The sequence below is a fragment of the Specibacter sp. RAF43 genome, from assembly GCF_052114065.1.
Lineage (GTDB): Bacteria > Actinomycetota > Actinomycetes > Actinomycetales > Micrococcaceae > Specibacter.
This window is the reverse complement of the sequence record NZ_JBFREA010000025.1, coordinates 21928-45670: the sequence shown is the minus strand read 5'-3', so window position 1 is coordinate 45670 and position 23743 is coordinate 21928. Positions and strand designations below refer to the sequence as shown.

The following is a 23743-nucleotide window of genomic DNA, read 5'->3' as shown; positions in this document are numbered from 1 at the left end:
GTTGGGCATCATGCCCGGCGTCGGGCGGGGACCGCCCGGACGCGGGGCACCCGGACGGGGTGCACCGGGACGGGGACCGCCCGCGCCGGCAGCCGCCGGACGGGGGGCACCCGGGCGCGGRCCGCCGGGACGGGGACCGCCGGCGCCGGGCTCGGCACTGCGTGGAGCACCGGGGCGGGGCATGCCCTGGGAGGTTGCAAACGGGTTGTTGCCGGGCCGCGGGCCGGCGACGCCCCCGGCCGCGCCGGCACCCGCGGGGCGGGGGGCGCGGTGGCCGTCACCACGGTTGTCGCCGCGCTCGGGGCGCGCACCGGAACGGGGCATGCCTTGCGAGGAGGCGAACGGGTTGTTGCCGGGTCGGGGGCTGCCCGCGGCCGGGGCGGCCTTTGGGGCGGGGGCCGGGGCCGGCTTGAAGCCGGGCTTGGCGGTTGCGCCCGCGGTGTTGGAGTCGGCCTGGGCCACGGCGGCGGGTGCCGTCGTCGGGCTTGGAGCCGCCGGGGACTGTGCCGCCGGGGCTGCCGCCGGGCTCGGTGCCGCGGGGGCTGCCGCCGGAGTCTGGGTTGCCGGAGGCACGTCCCGGGCCGGCGCTGCCGGTCCGGATGCCTGGGCGGGCTTGGATACCGCGGCCTTGGGGGCGGCGGGGAAGGCGTCGCGAAGCTTCTTCACGACGGGGGCCTCAATGGTGGATGATGCCGAGCGAACGAATTCGCCCAACTCCTGCAGCTTGTTCACTGCTTCCTTTGAGGTGATGCCGAGCTCTTTTGCAAGCTCGTGGACGCGGGCCTTGGCCACATTTCTCCTGTCTCGGCCCGCACCGGACAGGTACGAACCGCTTAATTCCTACTGCGACATTCCATGTCGGAATGGGCGGCTGAAGAGCACGTGAAAATGCTCATTGTTGGGCACTCATCGCTGGGTACTCATCGGGTTTCCATCGGTTTTCTGACCCGCTTTCACAAAAGGGACAATTCGGTTCGTATTGGTTACTCGCTTGGTCCGGACCACTTCGCCAGCTGCGCCTCAACAGCGCTGACATCGCTCACACCCGGCAGGGCGCGTCCGATGGCACGGCGTTTGAGGGCCAGCCGCAAACAGTCCGGGGTGGGGTGCAGCCACGCACCCCGACCAGGCATGCGACGTCGTAAATCAACCAACGCTGCCGGTTCCCCGGTGCCGTTGGTTGATTTGACCAGTCGCAATAGTTGCGTCCGGGTCGCGGTTTTCCGACAGCCAATGCAGGTCCGCACGGGTTGGGTCGAGACAGGGGTGTTGTTTCCTGTTTCAACGGCTTGCTTATCCAACTGTGTGTTGCCTCTATGGTGATGCCGAAGCGCCCTTACGGCCCGGTCGCTTCCAGTCTACCGCGCGTGGCGGCCGCTTACCTATTCCGCGGCGGCGTCGGAAACGATGTCGATTCGCCAGCCGGTGAGCTTGGCCGCCAGGCGGGCGTTTTGGCCCTCCTTGCCGATGGCCAAGGAGAGCTGGTAGTCCGGAACCACCACGCGGGCGGACCGGGCATCCTCATCGACGATGGTGACGGAGACCACTTTTGACGGTGAGAGCGAATTGGCAATGAACGTCGCGGCGTCGTCGTTGTAGTCGACGATGTCGATTTTTTCGTCGTTGAGTTCGGTCATGACGGCGCGCACGCGCGAGCCCATTTCACCGATGCAGGCGCCCTTGGCGTTAATACCGGGCTTGTTGGCCTTGACGGCGATCTTGGTGCGGTGGCCGGCTTCCCGGGCGAGGGCGACAATTTCCACGGAGTTGTCCGCGATTTCCGGGACCTCCATTTCGAAAAGCTTGCGGACCAGGCCGGGGTGGGAACGGGACAAGGTAATGGACGGTCCCTTGAGGCCGCGGTGGACGTCGACCACGAACGCGCGCAGGCGGGTGCCGTGGCGGTAGCTTTCGCCCGGCACCTGCTCGTTGGGCGGCAGCACGCCTTCCACGGCGCCCAGGTTGACCTGGATCATGTTCGGGTTGTTGCCCTGCTGGATCTGGCCGGCGACCAGTTCGCCTTCCTTGCCGCGGAATTCGCCCAGGACGTTGTCGTCCTCGACGTCGCGCAGGCGCTGGAGGATGATTTGGCGGGCCGTGCTGGCGGCGATGCGGCCGAATCCGGCCGGGGTGTCGTCAAACTCGCCGACCTTTTCGCCCTCGTCGTCCACTTCGGCGGCCCAGATGGTCACATGGCCGCTTTTGCGATCCAGTTCCGCCCGTGCGTGTTCGATGGCTCCGGGTGACTTGTGGTAGGCCATGAGCAGGGCCTGCTCAATGGTGGGGATCAGCAGATCCAGGGGGATCTCGCGTTCACGCTCCAGCAACCTCAGCGCGCTCATATCGATATCCATCTCAGCTATCCTCTCCATCGGTCGCGTCGCCGCTGGCCGGATCAAATTCCAAATAAAGCTCCGCCTCGTCCAGGCGGGCAAATTCTATTTCAACAATGCCGCGCCGAATCGCGGCAAACAAGATTTTCTCGGGCTCGCCCTGCTTGGCCTTCATGCCCTTCTTCACGGGGAGTTCCGGGCGCAGCAGGACGCCGTCGTCGTCCACGGCCAGAATTCGCCCCATCAGCTTCTCGCGATCGATGGCGTTGACCTTCACCATGCGCCCCAGGGCGCGCCGCCAGTGGCGCGGCAGGGTGAGCGGCCGGGTGGCGCCGGGGGAAGAGATTTCCAGGTCGTAGGGGCGGCCGTCGTCCCGGGGGTCGGCGTCCATCGCCTCGGATATGCTGCGGGAGACGTCCCCGATGGCGTCCAGCCCCACGCCGCCGGACTCCGTTTCGGGCAGGTCCACCACGATGGAAACGGTGCGGTGCTCCCCTGCCATGCGGACGGTGACGTCCTCCAAATAAAGGTTGGCTTGCGCCACGGTGGGCTTCAGGAGCTCGAACAAGCGCTGGGCTTCCGCCTGGGGGTCGACGCCGGACCTCAAGTTCCCCGAGATTCGGGCCGCTTTGGACCTATCCGGCTTGGTCATGGAACGCCCGCCTCCCTTTAAATGATGTTGTAGGTATATAGACTACCGAGTTTGTGCCCATGCCGTTGGACGTTTTGGCTGTGAGTAGCGACGCACGAGGCCCCGCACGGCGCATCCACACGGGCCCTGGTGTGCGCCGGACGGCCCGCTCATGAGATCATCAACAGTTGTGACTAATTCCCGTTCCCCGCGCCTCCTGCCTGCCGACGCCGCTGGCGACTCGACGCCCGCGGGATCCTCCGCCAAGCCGCGACGGGCGGGGAACCGGCGTGCTTCGTCCCCGGCGGGGTCGCCCCAGCAATCCACCACGGCTCCGGCCGCGCTGATGATCATTGGCGACGACGGCACCCCCCTCGCGCCCCCAACCTCGCCCACCGGCGGGGGGCCTGCGGCGAGTGGCTCGCCGGCCGGGCCGGCAGCGGTAACCGTGATGCCCGACGACGCCGCTCCGGGCGCGCTTGTTGCCCCGGTCGCGGCCGGCCCGGGTGACGCCGACGAGCCGGCCGCCGAGCCAGTGACCGACAAAGCCGACGCCACCGGCCCGACCCCCGACGCAGCGTCACGGGTAGTGCCTGTCGAGAGCGCCTCGCCGTCACCCATTGCATCACCGAAGGCCGAACCGGAGGGTGGCTCCAGTGCCGAAACCGGGGCCGAGCTCGGGTCCGGCGAGGAGCCCGCCTCGATCGGCGATGCAACAGCCGAAACGCTCACACCGCTCGCGACCCCGCCAACCGACGAAACAGCCCCCGAAGTCACGGCCGAGGAATCGTCCGCCGAGGTCACGGCCGACAAAACTGGTGCCGAATCCAGTGCCGAACGGGGGGCCGAGCTCGAGTCCGGAGAGGAGCCCGCCTCGATCGGCGACGCAACAGCCGAAACGCTCACACCCGCGGCGGGAACAGCCGACGAAACGGCCGCCGAAGTCATCGCCGAAGCAGCAGCCATGTCAACAGCCGGCGAAACAGCCGCCGAAGTCACGGCCGCCGAGCCGGTTCCGGCGACCCGCCGCGAGAGGCGGCTGGCCGAACAAACGCCGCAGCCCGGCGTCGTGCCCGTCCGCAATAGCCCCGTCCGGGACAGCCCCGTCCGGGACGGCAAAAAGTTGCCTGCCCGCCCGGCACCCAAAACGGTCAGGGCCACCGAAGGCACGCCGGTGGGCCGGGCGCGTCGAGGCGGGAAACTCCAAAAATTCTTCCCGTCCCTGCGCGGCTTTCTGTTCTTCCTGGTCATTGCCGCCATTGTGGTCGGCATGGGCACGGTCATTTCCGGCCAGTCCGCGGCCGACTTGGGGCCATCGCGCACCGAGGCCGCCCGGCAGGCCGCACTGGCCCAAACGAGGGTCCTGCTGGCCGAGTCGGCGGCGCTTGGGTCAACACCGGGCGCGGGAGCGAACGCGGCCTTGCTGAAGTCGGCCGCCGCCGCGTTGCAGGTCCATATCAAGGCCCTGGGCGACGGCCTGGCGCATCCGTCCCCGGAGCCATCGGCCACGGTGAAACCCGGACTGACCACCGCCGCCTTTGCCGGCGAGCTGGCAGCCAACGCCGGCAGGCTCTTGGACGAGGCAGTGGTCGCCGATGCCGCCATGGGACGGGTCTTTGCCTCCGTGGGCGCCAGCCAGCTGCTCCACGCCCAGACCCTCGGTCGGGAGAATGGCAAGTTCCTGCCCGCCTCCCCATTCCTCACGCCGCTGGAGGACCAGGGCGCCGGGGCGGGCGCGGATCCCGCACAACCAACCGTAGGGCCGCAATGCAAGTCCACCCTGGCGCCGCAGCCGGGCGTTTCAGCCGACGCGGCCCTCATCGCCGCGGCCCGCGGCGAACAGAAGGCCGTCTACGCGTACCAGGTGGCGGCCACCCGGTTGCCGGAGCCGGAATTCAGCACCGCCTCCGCCCTGCTCGTGCTGCACCAAAACCGCCTGAAGGCACTCAACGCGGCCCTGGCCACCAAGTGCCTGCCAAGGGTGACGATCGTGCCGGGCTTCGCGCTGGATTCGGCGTTCACAGCCTCCCCGTCTTCCGCCCTGGCGCGGTTGGAGGACCAGCTGGGCCGCGGCTACGGCGACCTCGCCGCACTGAGCTCGCCCTCGCCCACCCCTGTCCCGGGACTCGCGGGGCCAGGAAACGCATCCACCCCCGCAACGCCCGCCCCCGCTCCGGTGGTGTCGCCAGAGCTGCGCCGACTCGCGGTGAAGTTTTTGGCGGAATCCGCCCGCAACGAACAGCTTTGGGATGGCCGCGTCGGGGCGCTGCCAGGCTACCCTGCAGCCGTCGCGGCCCCGGCGGGTGCCGCCGCCCGCTGAGGGTAGCCATACCTCGGCGAGGACATCCTCACCTTGCTGGTGCCGATTTTCCGGTGGTGGTTTGCTGGAGGCATGAAGCGTGCACAGGACCTCGTATCCCGCCAGGACCTACCCAAAACCGCCGACGTCGCCCAGCGGCTGAACTGGCTGCGCGCGGGTGTCCTGGGCGCCAATGACGGCATTGTTTCCGTTGCCGCGATCGTGGTTGGCGTTGCCGGGGCCACGGCGGCCTCCGGCCCCATCCTGACGGCCGGCATGGCCGGCCTGGTGGGTGGGGCCATCTCCATGGCCCTGGGCGAATACGTCTCCGTCAGCAGTCAAAGCGACAGCCAAAAGGCCATGATCGCCCAGAAACGGCGGAATCTACAAGAACGCCCCGAACAAAACTTGGCCGGCCTGGCCAGGATCTACCGGGACAAGGGGCTGTCCTCCAGCACCGCGGCCCTGGTGGCCCACGAGCTGACCGCCCACGATGCCCTGGAGGCGCACCTGGCCGCGGAGCTCAACCTGGACCAGGACGACGTCGTGAGCCCCTGGCATGCGGCGTTTGCGTCCGCCATTGCCTTCACCCTGGGTGCCATCCTGCCCATGCTCGCCATCTTCCTGCCGCCGGCGGGGTTGCGCGTCCCCGTGACGTTCTTGGCGGTCCTGGCGGCCCTGGGGATCACCGGCTGGGTTGGTGCCGCGATCGGTGGCGGCTCCCGGGGCCGGGCCGCCGCCCGGGTGGTCATTGGTGGCGCGTTGGCGCTGGCGGCCACGTTTGCCATCGGCAGCATGCTCGGCGCCGCCGGTCTGGTGGCCGCGGGCTAGACTGGCTGCCGTGGCCGCCCCCATCCAGATTCCCCACGACCTTCGCCAACGCCACCGGCGCACGCCCGAGGGTCGCGCCTGGCTCTCCGTCCTGCCCCGATACGTCGCGGCCGCCGTCGAGCGCTGGAAGCTGACCGTGGACCTGCCCGAGGACACCGACCCCTGGAACGGCCACTCCGGAATCGTGATCCCGGTTCGCACGCAGGCCGGCGCGGCGGCCGCCCTGAAGATCTCCTTCCCCTATGACGAGGCCGTGCTGGAGCCGGTGGCGTTAAAGTTGTGGAACGGACAGGGCATGGTGCGGATCCTGGAATCGGACACCGCGTCGTGCGCCATGGTGATCGACCGGCTCAATGCGGGGCAGTCGCTGATCAGCGTCCCGATGGACACGGCCGTGGAGGTGTGGGGCGGCCTGGTGCGCCAACTGGGCATCCTCCCCGACGACCGCCCCGAGTGGGCTGCGATACCCCATATTGCCGGCACGGCCGAACAGTTTTCCGACGACCTTCCGGCGCGCTGGGAGGGCCTCAACCGGCCGTTCCCGCGCTGGCTGCTGGAGGCCGCGCTGGAGGTGTGCCAGACCCGGGGCGCCGTCTCCCGCCGTCGTGCCCGGGACGTGCTGGTGCACACGGACCTGCACTACCAGAACATCCTGGCCACCCTGGACGGCACCGGCTACCTTGGCATCGACCCGCAGGCAGCGATCGGCGACGCGGAATTCGCCCTGGCCCCCTGCCTGTGGAACAGGATCAAGGACCTCCCGCAGCGCAACGCGGAGGCCGCACTCCGGCGTCGTGCCGCCGCGCTGTCCGCGGCCGCCGGACTGGAGGAGGCCATCGCGGTGGAATGGGCCGTGGTGCGGGAGGTGGACAATGCGCTGTGGTACCTGGAGAACCCCGGGCACGATGGCGACGCCCAGCGGTCACTGTGGGTGGCCAGCACCATGGCGGGGCGCCCGATGCCGGGCCTGCCCGCCGCCCATGACCTCAAGACGCTTCAGTAGCCTACTTCGGCCCGCCGGCGTCACCGGTGGAGAAAGTTTTCCTGCCACACGTCCACCCCGAGTTTGACGATCAACACGGCGACGACGATCAAGAACACGACGCGGATGAACTTGCTGCCTTGCTTTACGGCCGTGCGGGCACCCAGGTAGCCGCCGGCCATGTTGGCCGCGCCCAGCACCAGCCCCACGCCCCACAGGATTGACCCGTGCGGCAGGAAGATCATGATGGCGCCGGCGTTTGTGGCCAGGTTGACGATCTTGGCCTTCGCGCTGGCTTCCAGGAATGCGTAGCCCATGAGGCTGACGAGCGCGATGACCAGGAACGATCCGGTGCCCGGGCCGATCAGCCCGTCGTAAAAGCCGATCACGGCGCCGATCGCGCCGGCCAGCAGGTAGTGGCGGCTGCCCGCATACCGCAGGGCCGTGCTTTCCCCGACGCTCGGGGAGAAGGCCGTGAAGAGGAGCACCGCCACGAGCGCGGCCACGATGATCGGTTTGAACACGGAACCTGGCAGGCTCGCCGCCACCACGGCCCCGCCCAGGCTCCCGCCCAGGGCCACCGACGCCATGGGCAGGGCGGTCCGCAGGTCCGGTTTCACCCGCCGGTAATACGTCACGGCGCTGGTGGTGGTGCCGAAAATGGACCCCATCTTGTTGGTCGCCAACGCCTGGACCGGGGTGATCCCCGGGACCATCAGCAGCACCGGCAGCTGCAGCAGCCCGCCGCCGCCCACCACCGCGTCAACCCATCCCGCGGCAAACCCCGCCACCAGGATCAACAGGATCATGGCCGTGGTGAGGTCCTCAAACCCTGAAATCATGCTTCCCCCTCGCAAGTAACCCGCAATAGATGTCGAAAAATCGACGATTTCGTCGATTTTTCGACATCAATTGCGGGTCAGATGCCTTGATTACTGACGGTCGAGGATGTACTGGACGGCGTCGGCGACGGCAATGTTTTCGGCGGCGCCGGTGGCACGGTCCTTGATTTCGACCAGACCGTCCACGAACCCGCGACCCACGGCCAGGATGGTCGGGACGCCCAACAGCTCGGCGTCGCCGAACTTGACGCCGGGGGACACCTTGGGCCGGTCGTCGTAGATGACTTCCAGTCCGGCCGCCTCCAGGTCCTCGGTGAGCTGCGCGGCGGCGGCGAAGATTTCCTCGCCGCGGCCGACGGCGACCACGTGGACCTGGGCGGGGGCCACATTGGCGGGCCAGAGCAGGCCCTTCTCGTCATGGTTGGACTCGGCGAGGGCGGCCACGGCGCGGGTGACGCCGATGCCGTAGGAGCCCATGGTGACAACCTTGAGCTTGCCGTTTTGGTCCAGGACCTTCAGGTCCAGGGCCTCGCTGTATTTGCGGCCCAAGGCGAAGATGTGCCCCATCTCGATGCCGCGGGCGGCCTCCAGCGGGCCGGAACCGTCGGGGGCCGGATCGCCTTCGCGGACCTCAACGGCCTCGATGGTGCCGTCCCATGTGAAGTCGCGCCCGGCCACCAGGCCAAAGACGTGCTTGCCGGCTTCGTTGGCGCCGGTGACCCAGGTGGAACCGGGGACGACCCGGGGATCCACGAGGTACAGCAGCTTGGTGGTGCTGTCGGCGCCGAGCACGGCGGCGTCCAGGTTCAGGCCCGGGCCGATGTAGCCCTTGACGAGTCCGGGGTGCTTCCTGAGGTCGTCCTCACCGGCCGCTTCGACGCCGACCTCGCCGCCCACGGACAGGTGCGCGCCAATGTTCGCCTCGATGCGCTTGAGGTCCACGGCGCGGTCCCCCGGGACGCCGATGACCACGATCTGGCGTTCGCCGGTGGGCAGGTCGATGGCCAAAATCACGTTCTTCAGGGTGTCGGCGGCGGTCCAGGCGCCGTCGGCACGGGGGGCGAGCTCATTGGCCGCGGCCACCAGGGTGTCGATCGTGGGGGTGTCGGGGGTGTCCCGGACGACGGCGGCGGGCGCGTTGGTGTAGTCGATGTCCGCGGGCACCACGGTGGTGACGGCCTCCACGTTGGCTGCGTAGCCGCCGGCCGAGCGCACATAGGTGTCCTCGCCGATTGCCGCCGGGTGCAGGAATTCCTCGCTCTTGGAACCACCCATGGCACCGGCGGTGGCCGCGACGGGAATGACTTCCAGGCCCAGCCGCGCGAAGATCCGCAGGTAGGCGCCGCGGTGGGCCATGTAGCTGGCGTCCAGTCCGGCGTCGTCAATGTCAAAGGAGTAGGAGTCCTTCATGATGAACTCGCGCCCGCGCAATAGGCCGGCGCGGGGCCGGGCCTCGTCCCGGTACTTGTTTTGGATCTGGTAGATGGACAGCGGCAGGTCCTTGTAGGAGGAGTACAGGTCCTTGACCAGCAGCGTGAACATTTCCTCATGCGTGGGGGCCAGGAGGTAGTCGGCGCCCTTGCGGTCCTGCAGGCGGAAAATGCCGTCGCCGTATTCCAGCCACCGGTTGGTGATCTCGTAGGGCTCCTTGGGCAGCAGCGCCGGGAAGTGGACTTCCTGGGCGCCGATCGCGTCCATCTCCTCGCGCACAATGGCCTCCACCTTGCGCAGCACGCGCAACCCCAGCGGCAGCCAGGTGTAGATGCCCGGGGCGGCCCGGCGGATGTAGCCGGCGCGCAACAGCAGCTTGTGGCTGTCCACCTCGGCGTCGACGGGGTCCTCGCGCAGGGTGCGCAGGAAGAGTGTGGAAAGGCGAAGGGCCACGCGAATTTTTCCGTTTCTTGAGTGCTGGTGCCCCGCCACCAATGGACGGGCATGTACCAATCTACCGGGTCGGCCAATCGAGCGGCGCACCCGCCCGGCGGACTTGTCCGCGGGACCGCTTGCTGCGCCGCGAAACTAATTCGAGAATTGTCTTCTCCCGGCTCTGGACAGGCGGCGATTCCGGGCCTAGCTTTAATTCATCAAGTGATGAATTATCAGCGTTGGAGGCCTTGTGTCACACCGAGCAGCCCTACCGGAGCCGCACGTCCCGCGGCTCTCCCCCACCCCGGCGGAGCCGACCACGTCGCATGCCGGGAGCGTCGACGTTGCCGACCTGACGGTGCGGCGCGGCAAGACGGACGTGCTTCGACACGTCAGCTTCACCATCCCCGAGCGCCGCATTACCGGGCTGCTGGGCCCCTCCGGCAGCGGCAAGACCACCCTGATCCGAGCCCTGGTGGGCGTCCAGAAGATCACGTCCGGGTCGGTGACGGTGCTGGGCCGGGCGGCCGGGGACGCCACCTTGCGGCACGACGTCGGCTATGTCACCCAGGCCCCCAGCGTGTACCGCGACCTGAGCGTGCTGGACAACGTTCGCTACTTTGGCGCTATGCACGGGCGGAACCGGCAGGACGCCATGGACGCCGTGACCGCCGTCGGACTCACGGAGTTTTCCCGGCGCAAGACCGCGGACCTCTCCGGCGGGCAGTTCAACCGCGTCTCCCTGGCCTGCGCGCTGGTCTCCAAGCCGACCCTGCTCATCCTCGACGAGCCCACCGTGGGGCTGGATCCGGTGCTGCGGGCCGACCTGTGGGCGCAATTTGCGGACATGGCCGCCGCCGGCACCACCTTGATCATTTCCAGCCACGTCATGGAGGAGGCCGGGCACTGCGATTCACTGCTGCTGCTGCGCGACGGCGCCCTCCTGGCCCAGCTGACGCCGGAGGAGCTGCGACGGCGCGCCGAGACGACCGATCTGGAGCTGGCGTTCCTGCGCCTGATCCGGGAAACCGCCGTCCCCGTTGACGCGCGGCCGGCCGGCAACGACACCACGGGAGGCAAGTGATGACCGGGACCATGATGTGGGCCACCTGCCGGCGGGTCCTGCAACAACTCAAGGGCGATCCGCGCAGCATCGCGCTGATCCTGGTGGTGCCGTCTGTGTTGCTGGCGGTGGTCTACTGGCTGTTCGAAAACGAAACCCTGCCGCCCGGGGTGCCGCGGACCTTCGACCGGGTGGGCCTGATGATGCTGGCCATTTTCCCGTTCGTGGTGATGTTCCTGGTCACCTCCATCACCATGTTGCGCGAACGCACGTCCGGCACGCTGGAGCGGCTGCTGACCACGCCGATCCACAAGGCGGACCTGCTGTTCGGCTATGGCCTGGCCTTTTCGCTCATGGCGGCGTTGCAGTCCCTGGTGGCCACCGCGGTCGCCTATTGGGTGTTCGGGCTGAGCATCCTGGGCAACGCCGGCTGGGTGGTGCTGGTGGCGGTGGCCAACGCCGTGCTCGGCGTGGCGCTGGGCCTGCTGTGTTCCGCGTTTGCCCAAACCGAGTTCCAGGCCGTCCAGTTCATGCCCGTGGTGGTGGTGCCCCAGATCCTGCTGTGCGGGCTCTTCGTGGCACGGGATGCCATGAACTCCGTGCTGGTGGCCATCTCCAATGTGCTGCCGCTGAGCTACTCCGTGGACGCCTTGTCCGAGATTGCCAAGAACGCCGACGCCACCCCCACCATGGTGGCCGACCTGGTGGTGGTGGCCGCGTTTGTGGTGGCCGGGCTGCTGCTGGCCTCGCTGACCCTGCGCCGGCAAACGGCATGAAGCCCGAAGGGCCGCGGCGCGGGCGCCGCGCCGGACCGTCCACCTCCCGCGAGCTGATCCTGCACAGCGCCCGCGCCCTGTTCGCCGAACACGGGTACGCGGCGACCAGCCTGCGCGAGATTGCCCGCGACGCCGCCGTGGACCCGGCCATGGTGCACCACTACTTTGGCGGCAAGGAGGACCTCTTCAACGCCTGCGTGGAATTGCCCGCCGACCCCGCCCAAGTGCTGGGCGGGGTCAGCCAAACGGCGCCCGGTGAACGCGGCGAGGCCCTCCTGCGGGCGCTGCTCACGCTGTGGGACTCCCCTGCCCAGCCGGCGCTGCTGGCGCTGCTGCGCGGTGCCGCCAGTTCCAAGACGCAAAGCGCACTGGTCCGCCAGGTGCTCCTGCGGCGCATTCTCACCCGCGCCACGGCGGGGTTGCCGGGCGATGACGACGAACTCCTGCTCCGGGGTTCCCTGCTGGCCAGCCAACTGATGGGCCTCATGGTCTCCCGCTACCTGCTGCGCCTGGACCCGCTCGCCTCCGCCACGCACAGCGAGTTGGCCGCGTTGATTGGCCCCACGCTCCAGCACTACCTCACCGGTCCGCTGCCGTCCGGAAGCGGCGCGGCCGTTGCGGGGCAGGAGCAACGCTAGCCGGAGGAATCCAGCGTTTCCCGGCACCAGGCCAGCCACGACTCCTCAAAAACGATTCCGGCGCGCAGGACGGCGTATTGCAACTCGTCCCGCCGGCTCCGCGGTACTGCGGCAAAGTCCCGCGCCGCAATGGCCAGATAGCGCGCCAAGGCGTTTTCGTGCAGGGCCTGGTGACGCAGGATTTCCGCGCGCAGGTCCACGGTGCCCAGCACCGCGGCGGCCCGCACGCGCACCAGCAACTCGTCGCGGACGGGCCGCGGGTCCGACGCCGCCCGGCTCCACCGCTCCAGCTCCGTGCGGCCGGCCGCCAGCACCTGAAAATGTCGCCGGCTCCCCCGGGCCGTGGCCAGCCCACAGGCGGCAATCAGCCCGGCGTCCTGAAGCCTGGCCAGCTCCCGGTAGATCTGCTGGTGCGTGGCCTGCCAAAAGTGGCCGATCGACTTGTCGAAACGGCGGGCCAACTCCGCCCCGGTACACGGTTTCTCCAGCAGCGACGTCATGATGGCGTGCGGCAGCGACATGGCCGCTAGATCCGAGCGGCCAGGCGCGTGCCCTGGTCGATGGCCCGCTTGGCGTCCAACTCAACGGCGACGTCCGCCCCGCCGATCACATGCACGACGGCGTTACCGCCGGCCAGTGCCGCCTGCAGCTCACGCCGCGGTTCCTGACCGGTGCACAGGATCACGGTGTCGACGGCGAGCACGGTGTCGGCGCCGTTCACGCGCAGGTGGAGTCCGGCGTCGTCAATCTTGCGGTATTCCACGCCGGGGACCATTTGGACACCCCTGGCCTTGAGCTCGGTGCGGTGGATCCAGCCGGTGGTCTTGCCCAGTCCCGCGCCCACCTTGGTGTCCTTGCGCTGAAAGAGCCCGACGCGGCGGATTGGGCGCGGCGGCACGGCCGCGATGATGCCCCCGGCGGCCGCGTACCCGGGGTCGATGCCCCATTGCGCGTAGAACTTTTCCGGCACGAGGGCGGCGCTGGCGCCCTCGGCGGTGATGTACTCGGCGGTGATGTACTCGGCCACGTCGAAGCCGATGCCGCCGGCGCCCAGAATCGCCACGTTGGCGCCCACCGGCTTTTTGTCGCGCAGGACATCCAGGTAGCTCAGGACGCTGGGATGGTCGACGCCGTCGATCGCCGGGGTGCGCGGGGTGACGCCGGAGGCGAGGATGATCTCCTCAAAGTTCCCGGCCAGCAGGTCCGTGGCGGTGGCCGGCGTGTTCAGCCGCAGCTCGACGCCGCGCAGCTGGATTTGGCGGCCAAAGTAGCGGATCGTCTCGTAAAATTCCTCCTTGCCGGGGATCTGCTTGGCGAGGTTGAACTGCCCGCCGATCTCCCCGGCGGCCTCCAGGAGCGTCACGTGGTGGCCGCGCCCGGCGGCCGTGACGGCAAACGCCAGCCCGGCCGGTCCGGCGCCCACCACGGCCAGCCGTTTGGGGACGATGGCCCGTTCGATGGGGATTTCCGTTTCATGGCAGGCGCGCGGGTTGACCAGGCACGAGGACGTCTTGCCCGCGAACGTGTGGTCCAGGCAGGCCTGGTTGCAGCCGATGCAGGTGTTGATCTCATCCGCCCGGCCGCCGGCGGCCTTGCGCAGAAAGTGCGGATCGGCCAGGAAGGGGCGCGCCATGGACACGAGGTCGGCGGCGCCGTCGGCCAGCAGGCCCTCCGCCACGTCCGGGGTGTTGATGCGGTTGGTGGTGATCAAGGGAATGCCGACGGAGCCCATGACCTTCTTGGTCACCCACGCGAAGCCGGCGCGGGGCACGGAGGTGGCGATGGTCGGGATGCGGGCCTCGTGCCAGCCGATGCCCGTGTTGATCAGCGTGGCGCCGGCCTTCTCGACGGCTTGGGCCAGCATGATGACCTCGGCCAGCGTGGAGCCGCCCTCGACGAGGTCCAGCATGGAGAGCCGGTAGATGATGATGAAGTTCTCGCCCACGCGTTCGCGGGTGCGGCGGACGATCTCCACCGGAAACCGCATCCGGTTGGCATAGGAGCCGCCCCACTGATCGCCACGGTGGTTGGTGCGTCGGGCGATGAATTCGTTGATCAGGTAGCCTTCAGAGCCCATGATCTCCACGCCGTCGTAACCGGCGGACTGGGCAAGCTGGGCGGCGGCGGCAAAGTCCTCGATGGTTCCCTCCACCTCGGCGCCGGTCAGCGCATGGGGCACCAGCGCGCTGATGGGTGCCTGGATGGCGCTGGGTCCGACCAGGCCGGCGTGCGCGGCGTACCGGCCAAAGTGCAGCAGCTGCAGCGCGATCTTCGCACCCTCGGCGTGCACGGCGGCGGTGACGACCGTGTGCCGCGCGGCCTCCTCGGCCGTGCTGAGCTTGGCCCCGCCGGTCATCGGCCGGCCGGCGTCGTTGGGGGAAATGCCGCCGGTGACCATCAGGCCCACGCCGCCGCGCGCCCGCTCGGCGTAAAACGCGGCCATCCGCTCGAATCCGCCGGGGCGTTCCTCCAGCCCCACGTGCATGGAGCCCATCACCGCGCGGTTGGGCAGCGTGGTGAACCCGAGGTTCAGCGGGGCAAAAAGGTGGGGGTACCGGTCAGCGGACATTCATGCACTCCTTTGCGCAACAAGTTGCACAATCGTAGCGCACGGAGCTTGTGGGTGGATTCAAGCGGTGGGGACTAGAACAGCACGGTGGCGAACGTGCCCACCGGTTCGAAGCCGACGCGTTCGTACACGGAGCGGGCGCGGACGTTGAAGTCGTTGACGTACAGGCTGGTGACGGGCGCGTGAGCGGTTGCGAGGGTGACGACGGCGGCCATGTAGCCGGCGCTCATCCCCCGTCCGCGGTGGCTGGGGTTCATCCAGACTCCCTGTACCTGGGTGGCATGCGGGGTGACGGCGCCCAGATCCGCCTTGAAGATCACATTGCCATCGGGCCCGCAGTGGCTGAAGGAGTGTCCGTGCTGGATGAGCCAGGCCACCCTGCGACGGTAGTTTTCCTCCCCGCCCAGGAATGGCGAGTAGCCGACTTCCTCCTCAAACATGGCCGCGGCTGCCGCCAGGACCTCGGCAAACTGTCCGCTCCGGCTGGCGGTCAACAAGGGGTTGGGGGCAACGAGCGGGGGTGTGGAGATGGCCAGCAGCGGCTGGTTCGCGCGAATCTCATGGGAGCCGATGCCGGAGCGGGACAGTTCGTCGATGATGGCCAGGACCGGCTCGGCCGGGCCGAAGATGGAGGCGTGCGGCTGCCAGTTCGCGGCCATCCAGCGGCCGAAATAGCGCCCGTGCAGGGGCGTGGCCTCGACCGGGACCACATTGGAACCGACCCAGCAGGCGGCGGCCAGGGCGGCGCCGTCGTCCTCGAAAAATCCGAGGATCACGGCACCGCTCTGGGTGGGGACGGCGCTGCCCGTTTGGCGCAGCAAGGAGTCGATGAAGACGTTGGCCACGCGATCGCGCGCGACGAGGGCCCGGAGCGCGTCCGTGTCCTCGTGGACGAGCACGCGCACCGGCCCGGGCGGGGTGGGACTACGAGATGCTAACCACGGGGCCACCCTGGACGGCATTTTCGCCATCGGACTCCATCTCTTCAGCGATTCTCATGGCTTCTGCTATGAGGGTCTCCACAATCTGGTCCTCGGGAACGGTCTTGATGACCTTTCCGCGCACAAAGATCTGGCCCTTGCCGTTGCCGGAGGCCACGCCCAGGTCCGCCTCGCGGGCTTCGCCTGGGCCGTTGACGACACAACCCATCACCGCCACCCGCAGCGGAACTTCCAGGCCCTCCAGGCCCGCGGTGACCTCCTCGGCCAGCTTGTACACGTCCACCTGGGCGCGGCCGCAAGATGGGCAGGAGACGATTTCCAGCTTGCGGGGGCGCAGATTTAGCGACTGCAGGATCTGGTTGCCCACCTTGATTTCCTCCACCGGCGGGGCGGAGAGAGAAACGCGGATGGTGTCGCCGATGCCCTTGGACAACAGGGCGCCGAACGCGACGGCGGATTTGATGGTGCCCTGAAAGGCCGGACCGGCCTCGGTGACGCCCAGGTGCAGGGGCCAGTCGCCCTGTTCGGCCAGGAGCTCGTAGGCGGCCACCATGACGACGGGGTCGTTGTGCTTAACCGAAATCTTGAAGTCGTGGAAGCCGTGTTCCTCGAAAAGGGACGCCTCCCAGACCGCGGACTCCACAAGGGCCTCGGGCGTTGCCTTGCCGTACTTCTTCATGATCGACGGTTCCAGCGAGCCGGCGTTGATGCCGATCCGGATGGAGGTGCCGTGGTCCTTGGCGGCCTGGGCGATTTCCTTGACCTGGTCGTCAAACTTGCGGATGTTCCCCGGGTTGACCCGGACGGCGGCGCAGCCGGCCTCGATGGCCGCAAATACGTACTTGGGCTGGAAGTGGATGTCGGCAATGACCGGGATCTGCGACTTCTTCGCGATGATCGGCAGGGCCTCGGCGTCGTCCTGCGACGGACACGCAACGCGGACGATGTCACAGCCCGTCGCCGTCAACTCGGCGATCTGTTGCAGCGTGGCATTGATGTCGGTGGTTTTTGTGGTGGTCATGGATTGGACGCTGATGGGCGAATCGGACCCGACGCCAACGGAGCCCACCTTGATCTGCCGGGTTTTGCGCCGGGGTGTAAGAACGGGCGGGGGTGCTTGCGGCATTCCGAGTCTGACCGGGGTCAAAATATGCTCCTTGAAGGTCTTGCGGGTGGCGCGGCCCCGGCGTGCCACGTGGCTTGCCGGTGGTGCCGCGCCATTTGTTCTAAATTGTAGGCTTGTTTCCGCGTGGTACTTCGGTGATGTGAGGTCTAAGACATGTAGGAGCTGAGCTGGCCGATGACGGGCTTCCATTCGGAAATTTTCAATCCGGTCACGCCCCCGCCAATGCTCATGGGATCCTGCTTCAACAGCTCGGCCAGCGCGGCCTCGTCGGCGGCGCGGAAAATCAGCAGCGAGCCGGCGCCGTCGCCGTACGGGCCTGAGGCCAGCACCACCTCGGCCGCCGCCTGGGCCGCCAGCCACTCGCGATGCTTGGGTCGGTGCTCGACGCGTTCGGCTTCCGCTTCGGGACCATAAACATATTCAACGGCGAAGATACTCATGAGTTCAGCTTATAACAGGAGCACTTTGACGACCGCCGCGATCACGGCCGCCCACAGCATCGACGCCAACGTGCCGATGATGAACCGCTCACTGGCCGCCGGCGTCTCCTTCAGTTCCGGGTACCGGCCCAGGCCCTTGATGGCCACCACATAGGCGATGGCCACCGGCTGGTCGACCAGAATGACAAATACGACGGCGGCCCGCTCCAACACCCCGATCAACAGTCCACCGCGCAGGACTCCGGCCACGGAGCGCGTCTCGGCCGACGGCGCCGCTTCCGGGGCGGGCGACGGCGTCATGCCCGGCACCGCATCCGGGCCCGACTCAAGGTCACCGTCGGCATCCCCGCGCTCGTGGGCGTCCACGGCCCGCACGGAATGGGACTTTGCCAGGCGCAGGACCCCGGCCGTCACGGGCCAGCCGCCCAGGCACGCGAGTGCCACGGTCAGCACAATCCACAATACGGCCACGGTTCCTCCTGTTCCGCTCCAAGCCTAACCACCGGTACCGACACTCGTGGCGGACCCGCCCGAGGCCCGCGAGGTGGCGGGCTCAGGTGTCCGCGAGCCCCAGGAGGAGCGCCGCGGCTCGACGGCCCCCTTGCTCCTCCTGCCACCCGGCGCGCAGGATCGCCTTGCTGACGGCCTGCGGGCTGACGTCCAGGACCGCGGCCACGTCCACTTGGCGCTTGGTTTCCGGACGGTTAAGCACATCCAGGACCCGCCATTCGGCGTCGGAGCGCCTGCGTACCAGGTCCCCGACCAGCACCAGGACCGCCGCCGCGGCGCCCGCGTGGCCCCCGGCCGGCTCCGGCGCCGCCCGCACGGAAAGCGGGACCCGCTCCCCTGTTTTCTTGGCCCTGTCCACCGCCTGGCGGGCCCGCACGAACGCCGTCCCGGCGCCCTCCCGGGGGCTTGCGGGCAGGGGCGCCTCGACGACGCCAATGCCAATGCCCACATACCACTGCCCCGTCCGGAGGGCTCGCATGGCAACCTCAACCACGGCATTGGGGTCATCCAGGACCCCCTGGACCTCGTCGCCCACGGACCGTTCAAAGGGCAGGACCGTCGGCACGTCACCGAGCACGCGCAGCAGCTCCGGGACCAGGTCCTCAGCCTTGCGGCTGCCGCGCTGGTCGATCGTCATGACAAACATGGCTAAATCATATTCGGTTGATTGAGAGTAATCAACTATTTTAAGGTGACAACTGTGGCTCGCGTGGCCCATGCCACAGACCCTTAGCCGTCGGAGCGCGTGAAACAGACCGTGGCCCGCGAGGCAGTGGCCGCCCCGCATCTATTTCGCGGGCCGGGGTGTGCTTCGCGGGTGGGGGTCTGCTTCGCGGGTGGGGGTCGAATACGGCTAGGCGGCGACAGCGGCCCGTGCCGCCGCCACTGCAGCATGGATTCGCCGTTCCAATTGCGCCGGTCGGTCCAGGTCGTCCCACTCAATCCGAATGAACCGCCAACCCAACTCGATGAGCCTGTTTTCACGCCGGCGTTCCGCCAGCAGGACGTCCTTGGCGGGGCGAAAGTCGAAGTACTTGGACTTTCCGTCGAATTCCAGGATCAACTTGAGCCCCGGCCACGCGAAGTCCGCCCGATACTTGGTACCGTTTGCCTCGATCTGGTGTTGCTGGACCGGCTGCGGGATGTCCATTCCCGACAAGAAGATCCTGGTCCGCGATTCTCCCGCCGACTCCGAGAGTCCGCTCAGGCTGGCCAATACGCGCCGGGCCTTCTTCACGCCTCGTTGTCCGTGCAAGGCGGCGACCATGCCGCGCATGACCTGCAGGCTGGCACCCTTGGAAAGCGCGTGATCGCCAATCACTACGGCCTGGGCAAATCCGCCAAACCGGGCGCAGTCCACCACGGTTCGCTCCAGGGATGTGGCGAACACCTGCCGGTGATTGCTCAGCGTGAACGGCACGACGTCGCGGTCATCAAGGGGCAGGTGGTGGTGCGTGACGTCCTGGGCGACGCCGACCCCGGACGGAGTCGTCGGGGTCGTGAGGTGAACCTTCGCGCCGCAATTCCACACGTGCAGCTGGTGCAGGCGGGCGGCGCTGTAGTGCGAATAGGTGGGGTGGCCGGAGGATGTAAGAATGTGGGCCAACAGCCGCATTCTGGTTTGTTCCCACGGCTTAAGCGCCGCCCAGACACTGACCCGCACGTAGGCGCCGCGACGCAGGCGAAACACCAGCCGCTGCTGCACCGCCCGGGTCAGGATCCGGTCCCCGAATCCGGCGTCCAGCAGCTGGGCCGTGGTCGCCACGTCGAACCCCGTCGGCCACGAGCGCACCAAACGGGCGCCTAATTTTTCCCTGTCCATAGTTGAGTGTTGGCAGGACCGGCTCGCGAAACAACCCCTTCAGGGCGGTCTGTGGACAACCTCGGCGCATTTGGCACCCAAGTCAGGCTGTGGAGGACGGGACGCGGATCCGCCAGAGCGACCCGGGCCCGCGACGCAGACCCTGGCCCGCGAGACAGCGGGCTGCCCAACACCTGTTTCGCGGGCGGGGGTCGGTTTCGCGGGCGGGGGTCTGTTTCGCGGGTGGGGGCACCCGGCTAGCCGAACAAGTTGACCGGCTTGACGATGTCCGCGTAGATCAACAGCGCACCCATCACCATCAGTACCGTGGCCGCCACGTAGGTGACCGGCAGCATTGCGGCGATGTCGAAGGGACCGGGGTCGCGCCGCTTGAACAGTTTGGCGACGGACCGTCGGGCGCCTTCGTAGAGCGCGCCCAGGACGTGGCCGCCGTCGAGGGGCAGCAGGGGGATGAGGTTGAAGACAAACAGGGCCAGGTTCACCCCGGCCAGGAGCCCGATCAAGGTGGCAATCCTGGCGTTGGCCGGAACCTCGGACATGGCGGCCACCTCGCCGGCCACCCGCCCCACCCCGACGACGGAGATGGGTCCGTTGGGGTCGCGCGGCTCGGTGCTGAACGCCGCCTTGGCCACGCCGAGAAGTTTTTGCGGCAACTGGAAGACGATGCCGCCGATTTGGCTGATGTTGTGCCCGACGGCGGGCAGCACGGCGGTGGCCGGTGCCGGGGCGAGCGCGGAGGCGGGCCCCATGCCGATGAACCCGACCTGGACGGTGACCGGCTTGCCGCTCGCATCCAGGGTCGGCGCCCCGTTGGCGTCAAGCACGGGCCGGGCGGTCAAAACCGGCGTGATGGCGGTGGTCACGGATGTCCCACCGCGCTGGTAGCGCAGCTGCACCGTCTTGCCGGCCGAGGCGCGGATCCATTCGGTGAGGGTGGTCCAGTTGGTGACGGGCTTGCCGTCGAAGGTGGTGATGACGTCGCCGGGGCGCAAGCCGGCCGCGGCCGCGGGCGTCTTGGTGCAGTTGCGCAGGTCCGTCGGCACCGGCTGTCCGTAGGCAATCTGGCAGGCGTTGACCTCCGCCAGCGTGGTGGTCGCCGCCGGCGTGCCGAAGCCCATGAGCAGGACCGCCGTCAGCACCACGCCGATCAGCAGGTTCATGGTGGGCCCGCCCAGCATGATGATGATCTTCTTCCAGACCGGGAGCCTGTAGAAGACGCGGTTGGCGTCGTCGGGCCCGACCTCTTCGTGGGCCAGGCTGCGGGCCTCGGTGGCCAGCGTCTGAAACATGCCGGTGCTGGAGGGGCGGACGCTTCCGTCGGCCGGATTCGGCGGGTACATGCCGATCATGGCCACGTAGCCGCCGGCCGGTATCGCCTTGAGGCCGTACTCGGTCTCGCCCTTCCGGCGTGACCACAGGGTGGGGCCGAAGCCGATCATGTATCGGGTGACGCGGACCCGGAAGAGTTTGGCCGGCACCAGGTGGCCGATCTCGTGCAGGGCGATGGAGACGACCACGCCGACGGCGACGAACACGACGCCTGCGATGAAAAGCAAAACTGTCACAACGTTCCTTCCAACCGCTCGGAACCCGACTCAGCCCTTGGCTGCCAGGAGCTCGTTGGTCCGCCGTCTGGCCCACGTTTCAGCATCCAACACGGATTGGAGTGTCAGCTCCGAAACCGGTGTGTGTTCGCTGAGAACTTCCGCAATGGTATCCACAATGTCCAAGAAGGCGATCGTGCCGGCGTGGAAGGCGTGCACCGCCTCCTCGTTGGCCGCGTTGTAGACGGCCGGGCACGTACTCCCCCGGCGCGCCGCCGCCTTGGCCAGCTCGACGGCGGGAAACGCGACGTTGTCCAGGGGCTCAAACGTCCAGGTCGCGGCCTGGGTCCAGTCGCAGGCCGGCGCGGCTCCGGGCACCCGCTCCGGCCAGCCGAGGCCGAGCGCGATGGGCAGGCGCATGTCGGGCGGGGAGCACTGCGCCAGCGTGGACCCGTCGGTGAACTGGACCATCGAGTGCACCACCGACTGCGGATGCACCACGGCCTCGATGCGCTCCAGCGGCACATCGAAGAGCAGGTGCGCCTCGATGACCTCCAGACCCTTGTTCACCAGCGTGGCGGAATTGGTGGTGACCATCGGGCCCATGTTCCAGGTAGGGTGCCGCAGCGCCTGGGCGGGTGTCACATCCACCAAGTCGGAGCGGGTCCGTCCGCGGAACGGGCCGCCGGAGGCGGTCACGATGAGCTTGTGGACCTCCCCGGCCGTCCCGGACCGCAGGGCCTGGGCCAGCGCGGAGTGCTCGGAATCCACGGGCACCAGCTGGCCGGGCCCCGCCGCATCCTTGACCAGCTGCCCGCCCACGATCAACGATTCCTTGTTGGCCAGCGCCAGGATCGCGGTCGTCGCCAGGGCGGCGAGCGTCGGGGCCAGGCCGATGGAGCCGGTGATCGCGTTGAGCACCACATCCGCGCCGTTCGCGGTGCCGGCGCCCCAGGCCGCGATGGCGGTGGAGGCATCCGGGCCCGTGAGAATCTCCGGCGTGTAGTTCGCCAGCCCGGCCGCGGCGGCCCGCTCGGCAATCAACCGGCGCAACGTCCCGGCGTCGTCGCTGGCGATGCCGACGGCCTGGGCCCGCATGCCGACGGCCTGCCCTGCCAGCAGCTCCAGGTTTCCGCCGCCGGCGCTGAGTGCGGTGACGGTGAAGCGGGGAGTGCCGTCGGGCAGCCGGGCACGGTCGACGACGTCGATCGCCTGGGTGCCGATGGAACCCGTGGAGCCAAGGATGATTACTTTCCGGTTCTGCATACTCTCCAGTATTCCGCACCTTGGGCGTGCACGGCGGGGCCAGAGGTTCGGGCGGCTAACGTCCCCAGGCTCACCAGAGGCCCCGCTCGACGGCGGCGGCGCGGATCTTGTGCAAGGAAGTGCGCAATTGCTCCTGTTCGGCGGCGGTGAGCGGGTCGAAGATTGTTTCGCGCACCATGCTCACGTGCCCCGGGGCGGCGCCGCGGACGGCATCCCAGCCCGCCTCGGTCAGCGAAATCTCCTGGCCCCGGCCGTCGGCGCTCGCCGAGCAGCGCCCGATGAGTCCCTTCGCCTCCATGCGCCGGACCATGTGCGAGACGCGGGACCGTTCCCATTCCAGGACGGCGGCCAGGTCCCCGGAGCGCACGCCCCCCGGCGGGGCCTCGGATACCGCCGCCAGGACGGCATATTCCACTCCGGACACCGCGGAGTCCCGGCTCAGCTGGCGGTCGATCGCCCGGGGCAGACCGGAGAGGAACTCGCGCAACTCGAGCCACAGGTGTTGCTCGTCGGTGCTCAGCCAGCGTGTCATGGTATCCCTCACAAGAATCGGACATTAGTTGACACATCAATTATTGCCGGTGCATGATGGAAAAACCAGCTTTAGTTGACACGTCATCTATTTTGATGGCGGTTACGGATCTCAAGGAGCAAATCGATTGACCAAGATCGCCATCGTCACAGGTTCCACCCGTCCCGGCCGCAACAACACCGGCGTGGCCCAGTGGGTCCTGGAACAGGCACAGCAGCGCACCGACGCCGAGTTCGAACTCGTTGACATTGCGGACTTCAACCTGCCGGTCCTGGATGAGGCCTACCCTGCCGGTTTCCAGAACTACCAGAACGACCACACCAAGGCCTGGTCCGCCAAGATCGCCGAATTCGACGGCTTTGTCTTCGTCGCCCCCGAGTACAACCACTCGGTAGCACCGGCCCTGGCCAACGCCCTGTCCTACCTAAGCGTGGAGTTCGCCAACAAGGCCGCAGGCATCGTCTCCTACGGCTCGGCGTTCGGCGTGCGCGCCGTGGAGCACCTGCGCGGCATTCTCTCCGAGCTGCAGCTGGCCCACGTGCAAAAGACCGGCATGTTCTCCCTGTTCACCGACTTTGAGAACTTCTCCACCTTCAAGCCGACCGAGCTGCAGGCAGCGTCGCTGGCCCCCATGCTCGATCAGCTGGTGCCGTGGGCCCACGCCTTGAAGTCGGTGCGCGAGGACGCCCTGGCCTCCGTCTAAGTCCGTTTGCCACAGTGGCCCGTCCGGGG

The 23743-nt window shown here is 68.1% G+C and carries 24 protein-coding genes; 7 read left to right on the top strand and 17 right to left on the bottom strand.

Annotated features, from left to right (window positions below):
• The 4 genes from AB4Y80_RS13640 to rimP form a co-directional block, all read right to left on the bottom strand.
• A partial coding sequence (locus tag AB4Y80_RS13640) for a translation initiation factor IF-2 N-terminal domain-containing protein (protein ID WP_442214819.1) occupies window positions 1–792 on the bottom strand: 792 nt, incomplete at its 3' end.
• A gap of 191 nt (window positions 793–983) precedes the next feature.
• Entirely contained in the window at window positions 984–1247 is a 264-nt protein-coding gene (locus AB4Y80_RS13635) for a YlxR family protein (protein WP_442214835.1), read from the bottom strand.
• Window positions 1248–1382: 135 nt separating this feature from the next.
• Window positions 1383–2354, bottom strand: a complete 972-nt coding sequence (gene nusA, locus AB4Y80_RS13630; RefSeq protein WP_442214817.1) for a transcription termination factor NusA — start codon at window positions 2352–2354, stop codon at window positions 1383–1385.
• A 1-nt stretch (window position 2355) separates the two neighbouring features.
• A complete protein-coding gene (gene rimP / locus AB4Y80_RS13625; RefSeq protein ID WP_442214816.1) occupies window positions 2356–2985 on the bottom strand; it encodes a ribosome maturation factor RimP in 630 nt (209 codons plus the stop codon).
• A gap of 169 nt (window positions 2986–3154) precedes the next feature.
• Here rimP and AB4Y80_RS13620 point away from each other — a divergent pair, with 169 nt between their 5' ends.
• The 3 genes from AB4Y80_RS13620 (at window position 3155) to AB4Y80_RS13610 (ending at window position 7097) form a co-directional block, all read left to right on the top strand.
• Window positions 3155–5284, top strand: coding sequence for a DUF4439 domain-containing protein (locus AB4Y80_RS13620; protein ID WP_442214814.1), 2130 nt, complete (start codon window positions 3155–3157; stop codon window positions 5282–5284).
• Window positions 5285–5356: 72 nt separating this feature from the next.
• A complete protein-coding gene (locus tag AB4Y80_RS13615) occupies window positions 5357–6094 on the top strand; it encodes a VIT1/CCC1 transporter family protein (RefSeq protein WP_442214813.1) in 738 nt (245 codons plus the stop codon).
• Window positions 6095–6104: 10 nt separating this feature from the next.
• Window positions 6105–7097, top strand: a complete 993-nt coding sequence (locus tag AB4Y80_RS13610; protein ID WP_442214811.1) for an aminoglycoside phosphotransferase family protein — start codon at window positions 6105–6107, stop codon at window positions 7095–7097.
• 20 nt (window positions 7098–7117) lie between these two features.
• Here AB4Y80_RS13610 and AB4Y80_RS13605 read toward each other — a convergent pair whose 3' ends face one another.
• Both AB4Y80_RS13605 and AB4Y80_RS13600 read right to left on the bottom strand, forming a co-directional pair.
• Entirely contained in the window at window positions 7118–7918 is an 801-nt protein-coding gene (locus AB4Y80_RS13605) for a sulfite exporter TauE/SafE family protein (RefSeq protein WP_442214810.1), read from the bottom strand.
• Window positions 7919–8008: 90 nt separating this feature from the next.
• A complete protein-coding gene (locus AB4Y80_RS13600) occupies window positions 8009–9802 on the bottom strand; it encodes a proline--tRNA ligase (protein ID WP_442214808.1) in 1794 nt (597 codons plus the stop codon).
• Window positions 9803–10034: 232 nt separating this feature from the next.
• Between AB4Y80_RS13600 and AB4Y80_RS13595 the strand changes: the two genes are divergently transcribed.
• From AB4Y80_RS13595 to AB4Y80_RS13585, 3 genes are read left to right on the top strand one after another with little or no spacing between them, the layout of a single operon-like run.
• Window positions 10035–10868, top strand: coding sequence for an ABC transporter ATP-binding protein (locus tag AB4Y80_RS13595; protein WP_442214806.1), 834 nt, complete (start codon window positions 10035–10037; stop codon window positions 10866–10868).
• Between the two features lie 11 nt (window positions 10869–10879).
• Entirely contained in the window at window positions 10880–11623 is a 744-nt protein-coding gene (locus AB4Y80_RS13590) for an ABC transporter permease (RefSeq protein WP_442214833.1), read from the top strand.
• Entirely contained in the window at window positions 11620–12261 is a 642-nt protein-coding gene (locus tag AB4Y80_RS13585) for a TetR/AcrR family transcriptional regulator (protein ID WP_442214804.1), read from the top strand. The genes AB4Y80_RS13590 and AB4Y80_RS13585 overlap by 4 nt, the downstream gene beginning before the upstream one ends.
• On the opposite strand, the gene AB4Y80_RS13580 is transcribed toward AB4Y80_RS13585, so the two are convergent.
• The 11 genes from AB4Y80_RS13580 to AB4Y80_RS13530 form a co-directional block, all read right to left on the bottom strand.
• Window positions 12258–12782, bottom strand: coding sequence for a PadR family transcriptional regulator (locus tag AB4Y80_RS13580; protein WP_442214802.1), 525 nt, complete (start codon window positions 12780–12782; stop codon window positions 12258–12260). The genes AB4Y80_RS13585 and AB4Y80_RS13580 overlap by 4 nt on opposite strands.
• A 5-nt stretch (window positions 12783–12787) precedes the next feature.
• Window positions 12788–14830, bottom strand: a complete 2043-nt coding sequence (locus AB4Y80_RS13575) for an oxidoreductase (RefSeq protein WP_442214800.1) — start codon at window positions 14828–14830, stop codon at window positions 12788–12790.
• Between the two features lie 74 nt (window positions 14831–14904).
• Entirely contained in the window at window positions 14905–15792 is an 888-nt protein-coding gene (locus tag AB4Y80_RS13570) for a GNAT family N-acetyltransferase (protein WP_442214831.1), read from the bottom strand.
• Window positions 15755–16918 (bottom strand): flavodoxin-dependent (E)-4-hydroxy-3-methylbut-2-enyl-diphosphate synthase, encoded by a 1164-nt coding sequence (gene ispG, locus AB4Y80_RS13565; protein ID WP_442214798.1) that lies wholly within the window; start codon window positions 16916–16918, stop codon window positions 15755–15757. Before ispG ends, AB4Y80_RS13570 begins: the two co-directional genes overlap by 38 nt.
• 125 nt (window positions 16919–17043) lie before the next feature.
• Window positions 17044–17337 (bottom strand): YciI family protein, encoded by a 294-nt coding sequence (locus tag AB4Y80_RS13560; RefSeq protein ID WP_442214796.1) that lies wholly within the window; start codon window positions 17335–17337, stop codon window positions 17044–17046.
• 9 nt (window positions 17338–17346) lie between these two features.
• Complete coding sequence (locus AB4Y80_RS13555; RefSeq protein ID WP_442214794.1) at window positions 17347–17808, bottom strand: hypothetical protein; 462 nt, start codon at window positions 17806–17808, stop codon at window positions 17347–17349.
• Window positions 17809–17890: 82 nt separating this feature from the next.
• On the bottom strand, window positions 17891–18493 hold the full coding sequence (locus AB4Y80_RS13550) for a MarR family transcriptional regulator (protein WP_442214792.1): 603 nt from the start codon (window positions 18491–18493) through the stop codon (window positions 17891–17893).
• Between the two features lie 207 nt (window positions 18494–18700).
• Window positions 18701–19612 (bottom strand): hypothetical protein, encoded by a 912-nt coding sequence (locus AB4Y80_RS13545; protein WP_442214791.1) that lies wholly within the window; start codon window positions 19610–19612, stop codon window positions 18701–18703.
• Window positions 19613–19905: 293 nt separating this feature from the next.
• A complete protein-coding gene (locus AB4Y80_RS13540) occupies window positions 19906–21234 on the bottom strand; it encodes a M50 family metallopeptidase (protein WP_442214790.1) in 1329 nt (442 codons plus the stop codon).
• Window positions 21235–21264: 30 nt separating this feature from the next.
• Entirely contained in the window at window positions 21265–22479 is a 1215-nt protein-coding gene (gene dxr / locus AB4Y80_RS13535; protein WP_442214789.1) for a 1-deoxy-D-xylulose-5-phosphate reductoisomerase, read from the bottom strand.
• A gap of 70 nt (window positions 22480–22549) precedes the next feature.
• Complete coding sequence (locus AB4Y80_RS13530; protein WP_442214787.1) at window positions 22550–23011, bottom strand: MarR family winged helix-turn-helix transcriptional regulator; 462 nt, start codon at window positions 23009–23011, stop codon at window positions 22550–22552.
• A 127-nt stretch (window positions 23012–23138) separates the two neighbouring features.
• On the opposite strand from AB4Y80_RS13530, the gene AB4Y80_RS13525 reads away from it, so the two are divergent.
• Entirely contained in the window at window positions 23139–23714 is a 576-nt protein-coding gene (locus AB4Y80_RS13525; RefSeq protein WP_442214785.1) for an NADPH-dependent FMN reductase, read from the top strand.
• The last annotated feature ends 29 nt before the right edge of the window (window positions 23715–23743 follow it).

Coding starts and splice junctions, on each gene's coding strand:
- AB4Y80_RS13580 (WP_442214802.1), bottom strand. CDS start 12,782: ATGTCGCTGCCGCACGCCATCATGACGTCGCTGCTGGAGAAACCGTGT.
- dxr (WP_442214789.1), bottom strand. CDS start 22,479: ATGCAGAACCGGAAAGTAATCATCCTTGGCTCCACGGGTTCCATCGGC.
- AB4Y80_RS13560 (WP_442214796.1), bottom strand. CDS start 17,337: ATGAGTATCTTCGCCGTTGAATATGTTTATGGTCCCGAAGCGGAAGCC.
- AB4Y80_RS13570 (WP_442214831.1), bottom strand. CDS start 15,792: ATGCCGTCCAGGGTGGCCCCGTGGTTAGCATCTCGTAGTCCCACCCCG.
- AB4Y80_RS13530 (WP_442214787.1), bottom strand. CDS start 23,011: ATGACACGCTGGCTGAGCACCGACGAGCAACACCTGTGGCTCGAGTTG.
- AB4Y80_RS13615 (WP_442214813.1), top strand. CDS start 5,357: ATGAAGCGTGCACAGGACCTCGTATCCCGCCAGGACCTACCCAAAACC.
- rimP (WP_442214816.1), bottom strand. CDS start 2,985: ATGACCAAGCCGGATAGGTCCAAAGCGGCCCGAATCTCGGGGAACTTG.
- AB4Y80_RS13605 (WP_442214810.1), bottom strand. CDS start 7,918: ATGATTTCAGGGTTTGAGGACCTCACCACGGCCATGATCCTGTTGATC.
- AB4Y80_RS13575 (WP_442214800.1), bottom strand. CDS start 14,830: ATGTCCGCTGACCGGTACCCCCACCTTTTTGCCCCGCTGAACCTCGGG.
- nusA (WP_442214817.1), bottom strand. CDS start 2,354: ATGGATATCGATATGAGCGCGCTGAGGTTGCTGGAGCGTGAACGCGAG.
- AB4Y80_RS13550 (WP_442214792.1), bottom strand. CDS start 18,493: ATGTTTGTCATGACGATCGACCAGCGCGGCAGCCGCAAGGCTGAGGAC.
- AB4Y80_RS13585 (WP_442214804.1), top strand. CDS start 11,620: ATGAAGCCCGAAGGGCCGCGGCGCGGGCGCCGCGCCGGACCGTCCACC.
- AB4Y80_RS13590 (WP_442214833.1), top strand. CDS start 10,880: ATGATGTGGGCCACCTGCCGGCGGGTCCTGCAACAACTCAAGGGCGAT.